The organism is Stieleria sp., assembly GCF_041595215.1.
In the GTDB taxonomy this organism is placed as follows: domain Bacteria; phylum Planctomycetota; class Planctomycetia; order Pirellulales; family Pirellulaceae; genus Stieleria; species Stieleria magnilauensis.
On record NZ_JBFHKV010000544.1, the window covers coordinates 1 to 5,520 of the forward strand.

Annotated in this window: 5 protein-coding genes; 1 reads left to right on the forward strand and 4 read right to left on the reverse strand. The window is 61.1% G+C overall.

Features of this window, described 5'->3' with window-relative positions:
- From ABX749_RS19690 to ABX749_RS19705, 4 genes are all read right to left on the reverse strand, one after another.
- The coding region (locus ABX749_RS19690) for a hypothetical protein (RefSeq protein WP_372897473.1) at nt 1–1,296 on the reverse strand (1,296 nt) is incomplete at its 3' end.
- Nucleotides 1,297–1,369: 73 nt separating this feature from the next.
- Nucleotides 1,370–2,248, reverse strand: coding sequence for a 3-deoxy-8-phosphooctulonate synthase (gene kdsA, locus ABX749_RS19695; protein WP_372897474.1), 879 nt, complete (start codon nt 2,246–2,248; stop codon nt 1,370–1,372).
- Nucleotides 2,249–2,366: 118 nt separating this feature from the next.
- Nucleotides 2,367–2,972 (reverse strand): lysophospholipid acyltransferase family protein, encoded by a 606-nt coding sequence (locus ABX749_RS19700; RefSeq protein WP_095740464.1) that lies wholly within the window; start codon nt 2,970–2,972, stop codon nt 2,367–2,369.
- A 61-nt stretch (nt 2,973–3,033) separates the two neighbouring features.
- The gene (locus ABX749_RS19705; RefSeq protein ID WP_372897476.1) at nt 3,034–4,185 is read right to left on the reverse strand and encodes a glycosyltransferase family 4 protein; all 1,152 of its coding nucleotides are present in this window, start codon (nt 4,183–4,185) and stop codon (nt 3,034–3,036) included.
- Between the two features lie 445 nt (nt 4,186–4,630).
- Here ABX749_RS19705 and ABX749_RS19710 point away from each other — a divergent pair.
- Nucleotides 4,631–5,520 (forward strand): hypothetical protein (locus tag ABX749_RS19710; RefSeq protein WP_372897475.1); only part of this gene is annotated, 890 nt, incomplete at its 3' end.

The following is a 5,520-nucleotide window of genomic DNA, read 5'->3' on the forward strand; positions in this document are numbered from 1 at the left end:
CATGTACAGGGTCCGCGCGCCGGTGATGCTGTCTTCTTCGAGATCGGCGAACTGCCCCTTCAAGTGCTGCCATCGCCCGCGTGTCAGTTCTCGTGCGCTTTCGAAACCGGCATCCATCATCGCCCAGCGTGCCATGTACCAGAACGCGAACACCGGATCACGTTGGGTGTATTGTTGGCTAATCGACTGGTAGATCTCGGCTTTCACCGGAACGTCCCACAGCCGAACCGAGCTGATGCCCGTGACCGCGTCAAATCGTTCGGCAAGGGTATCGGCATCGACATAGACGTTCATCCTGCGATCGCCAGTTAAACCCGATTGAAGTTTCTTCATCCGCGGGCTGATCGCCTCGGGCAACAGATTCAACAACGCCACACATTGTTGAACGTCTTCCTTGGTCACCGGATAGGTGAATTGATCCAGACCGGCAATTCCCAAACGCCGCAAGACGACGGCGTCGCGGCGTGCTTGGGCCAACGTCGCGATTCCGACTTGGTCCGGACCGGGGACAAAGACGCCCAGAGTCGGCTCGAACAGATAGATCTGGTCACCCGCCAGCACGCCGACGCAAAACGGCGTCACGGCCCCGGATTGGCCGTCGATCGTGCCCAACACCGCGGCGGGGATCCCCGACTGTCGGCACAATTGGGTGAACACCCCGGCCCGCTGCAGTCCGTCACCGGTTCCACGCATGACAGTTTGAAAATCCGTCTGACGATAGCCTGCGCCGCGAAATTCGATGCCCGCAGGAAAGTCGGGTCCTTGCGGCGCGGGATTCAGCGGCTGGTTCGGCTCCAAGGCGATGTTGCGAATCGTCCAGTCGAACAAACGCGTCGCCGTGACCAGCCGATCGACCGTCTCGGCCGGAAGCGTTTCACGCTGCTGCTTGAACCAATCGGTCAACAGAGACTCGTCCTGCAGCGGCACGTCCACCCAGCTGTACAGCGAGTGGAACAGGTAGCTGTCACGCAGATGCAATACATCGCTAGGCAAAAAGGTCCGGCCGGTGACACGGTCGGCCAGTTCGTTTTGCGAGATCAAATCGCCGAGGGTGTCGACCAGCTTGGGCTCGGTGACTTCACTCGGCGGCCGGGTGGCACTCCAGCCGTTGAGATGAAACGCGATCTGTTCCTGCGCCTTTTGTGCATCGAGTTCGACGTACTTTCGCAGCAACACAAATGATTCACCGAGGTGATCGCGTCGCGAGAGCGTTTCTTGCTGGGCTTGCCGGCGACTTTGGATTTCACGGACCAGCGCCGTGTCGTCCTGACACCCGACGGTCAACAGGCTCGCCACGCCAATCCACAGGGCTCCCCATCGATGGACGCCACCGCGACTGCGGTTTGGAACGGGGAAGGTGAAGCAAAACCTAGGGAGCTTGGTCGGTGCCATTCAATTGGCCAACGGAGAGGATCGTGTGTCGAATCTGGAGCAGGCGATCGACCAAGCCCTCGAATCGGTCCAGGGGCACCATGTTGGCACCATCACTCGGGGAGGAATCTGGATCCGGATGGGTCTCGAAAAAGATCGCGTCGATACCGATTGCTACGGCCGCGCGGGCTAATGGTTCGACCATTTCCCGGTTTCCCCCGGTGGATCCCTGCCCCGATCCGGGCCGCTGCACGCTGTGCGTGGCATCGAACACGACTGGCACGCCGAGCGACCGCATGACCGGCAGGGCTTGCATGTCATTGACCAGTCGGCCGTAGCCGAAAAAGGTCCCCCGTTCGCAGAGCATCACGCCCCCATCTCCCGCGGCGTTGGCTTTGTCGACCACGTATCGCATGTCTTCGGGAGCCATGAACTGGCCTTTTTTGACATTCAGGGGCCGCCCGGTTTCCGCCGCGGCAACGATCAAATCCGTCTGACGGGCCAAAAACGCGGGGATTTGAAGCAGATCACAGACCTCCGCGACCGCCTGGGCCTGGTCGGGCAAGTGGATGTCGGTCGTCACCGGCAACCCGGTTCGGCGAGCGATCCGGTCGAGCATCGCCAGCCCCTGCTCCATGCCGGGTCCACGAATCGCCGCAGCGCTGGTGCGATTGGCTTTGTCGAATGAAGCTTTGAAGACGACATTGACGTCGTCTCGCGCGTTGATTCGGGTCAGAACGTCGGCGATCTGCGATGAAATCTCATCCGATTGCAAGACGCACGGACCGGCGATCAACAACAACGGCTGTCGGTCGCCGCACCGATACGGGCCGACGGAAACGGATCGGACGCCTGCGGAAGTCTCTGAATTGCTCATACCCGTGAGTTTGGGCGATTCGCTGAGTTCTGGCAATCGCAGTGCGAGGCGTTGTTCTCCGGTCGGGCAAGGGCCGAGAGACCGCCTGCAGACCGAACACCATCGCGCGGCATCCGCCTCACAGATCCTTCAACCGCTGAACGGCCTCTTTGGCACGCTTCAGGAACGCGTTTTTCGGCTCGCCGGCTTCCAGGAAAATCGGCGCCCCAATCGTGATGCAACTCAACAGCGGCACCGGTAACACTTCGCCCCGCGGCAGAATCCGATTGACGTTGTCGATGTAAACCGGCACCAGCTCCAAATCGGGACGTTTCTTGCCCATGTAATACAGCCCGCTTTTGAATTCGCCCATCTCGTCGCCGGCACTGCGTCCGCCTTCGGGAAACACGATCAGCGAATAAATGTCCCCCATTTCTTCCAGCATGATATCGATCGGACTGCGGTGCACCTTGATCTCCTTGCGGTCGATCAACAGCGCGTTGAAACTGGCCGCCATGTGCGGCTTGACCCAGCCGGAACTCCAATAGTCCTTGGCCGCCACGGGGCGGGTGACCGCACGGATTTCTTTGGGCAGCGCAGACCACAACACCACCGCATCCAAATGGCTGGTGTGATTGGCAAAATAGATGCGCTGACAGGTGTCGGGCTGACAATCCACCCAGCGCACGGTGAAGCCGCTAAACAGCTTCGCCAACAGAACGATGACATGACTAGTAAGGGTCATGCCCCAAGTCTAATCATCGTTTGCAGCGAGAATAAGTGGTCGCAGCCTGACTCCGGGCGGCCTACTGCGACCGCATGACCGCCGGGTCCGCTTTGGCAACCGGGGCTTGTTGTGGGCAGGCCCGGTCATAGAGCGATGTGGCCAGATTTTGATAGCCGGCAACCATCGACTCGAGCGATCCGGTACGAAGCACCAAGTCGCGTCCGGCCTGGCCCATGCGACGCCGCAGCGCCGGGTCGCCGAGCAGTTGCTCGATCGCCTGGGACATCGCATCGAGATCTTCGGACGCGAACAGACGGCCGGTGCGATCATCGATGACGGTCTCGCCGACTGAGCCGACGTCGCTCGCCACCACCGGCACTTCGCAGGCAAACGCTTCCAGGATCGAGACCGGCGAGGCTTCGTTGAGCGAACACAACGTGAAGACGTCCAACGCCGAAAGCAGCCGCGGTGTGTCGTGACGTGTTCCTAACAGGTGAATTCGATCCGCCACCTGAAGCTCTTCGGCGAGCCGTTCGATGGCACCACGCTCGGGTCCGTCACCGACGATTAACCAATGCAACTGTGGATGACGATCACGCAGTTGCGCCGCGGCGCGAACCAACAGCGAATGATTTTTTTCGCTGCGAAGTGCCGCGACGATGCCTACCAGCTGCGCGCCCGGATCGAGCTTCAATTCCTCACGCACCTCCCGGCGATAGGCTTCATTGGGTCCAAACCGTTCACAATCCACCCCATTGCGAATCACGTGGACCTTGCCCTGGGGAAAGCCTTCGAACTGATGTAAAAATTTGCCGTGTGATTGGGCCACCGCGATGAAGGCATCGGTCAACGGCGTCAAGGTTCGATTCAATCGCCCCACGCCATCGGGCCATCCGGTGCTGTGCAGCGCCGACGCAATCACAGGCACTCCGGCCAGGAAGGCGGCCAGACGCCCCCAGAACATTTTGTCGCCCGCACCAACGGTGATCACCACATCGGTCTGACGCCGCCGCATCAGCCGAACCAGCCGGAACAGCACGCAGACGTCATATTTGCCGCCGATCAACTGGCTGTGCACGGGAAACTCATCGGCAATCGCCTCCCCCAGTGGTCCCGGCTGCTTCAAACAAATCACTTCGGGACAGACCACACTGCGATCCATCCGCCGCAGCAGGTTGACCAACAACGTCTCGGCACCGCCGACCGGCATGCTGGTGATCACAAACTGCATCCGCAAGGGGCGGTGGGGTTGTGGTGGCGGACCACTTCTCCACCAACGACGAAACATCATGGGGTTGGTCTATTGATAAATGGGGAACTGCGATGACGGCGAGGGGCGAGCTGGCAAACGCGGTCAATCGATGGCGGTGTCATCACCGGGCGATCGGCTTCCCACCTGTGGTTTGGGATCACAAGCGAACACTGTTTAGGGTTTACCTCACGGACTTTCATGCGGCGTTCGAATCCCGACGCGTCGCAAGGCCGACACGATTCGGCCCCCCGATTCACGCGAACTTTAACGGTTCTACGGATTTCAGGCCGAAAAACCAGGTTTTCGCGTTGGTTGGACTTTCAACAAAATCTGTCGTTTTGTTAAAGCCGTGGTGCATTTTCTTTTCCGCACAGGCTTTCCGATCATGCGACGAAACAATCCAAAACGTTTGGGGACAGTCCCAATGACCACATTGACCCGCGTGCTGCTGACCGCAGGGGCGTTGCTGGTTATGGCGGGTTGCCGCAACACGACCAGTACGCCCGTCTCGCCGCTCGGCGGCTCGTCGCTGCTCTCACCGCTGTCGCCTGTTCAAGGCACCGCGACGCTGTCTCCGATTCAGCCGACCTCGGGCATCGGAACGTTTGGAGCCCCCACCCGCGTGCCCCCGCCGCCCACGGGATCCTATCGCTCGCCGGGCAACTACGGCGCACCCTCCACTTATGGTGCCCCGACGGGTAACTACGCCCCCAGCGGATCAGTGCCCAACGGTCCATCACCTTCGGGAGCCACGCTGGGCTCCAACGGAATGACGCGTGGTTTGACCGACCTGAGTGCACCGGCCGCCTACGCCGGCGGCGTGGGATCGGGCAGTGGCGTCCGTCAAACGGGTTGGATCGGCGACGCATCGCAAGGCAACAACGGATTCGGAAACGGAGTCGATCCGCGACTGTCCCCGGCAAACCAAGCAACCCCGACGGCAGATCCGGCGGCCAGCCCTCGTGCGGGAGGGATGCAGGTGATCGACTTGACGCATGCCCCTTACCCCCCCGGCTATGTTCCTCCGCAGAACCGCCCCGGTGCCGGAGCGTTCCCCGCGTCCGCACCCTATCCACAGACGGCCCCCCAGACGCCGAGCAATCAGTTTCCCAACAGCCAACCGGGCTTCGGTCAGCCGACCAACTCGACCTTCGTCCGAACGGCGAACGGCTTTTCGGACGCGACCAGTTTTGGCGACCACTCGAACGTGCAAACCGCCGGCCGTCCCAACAGCGCGACCCTGCCGTCGACCGAACCCTTTCCGACCACGACCACCAGTGGCGACAGCGACCTGCAATGGCGGCGTCCCTCGCC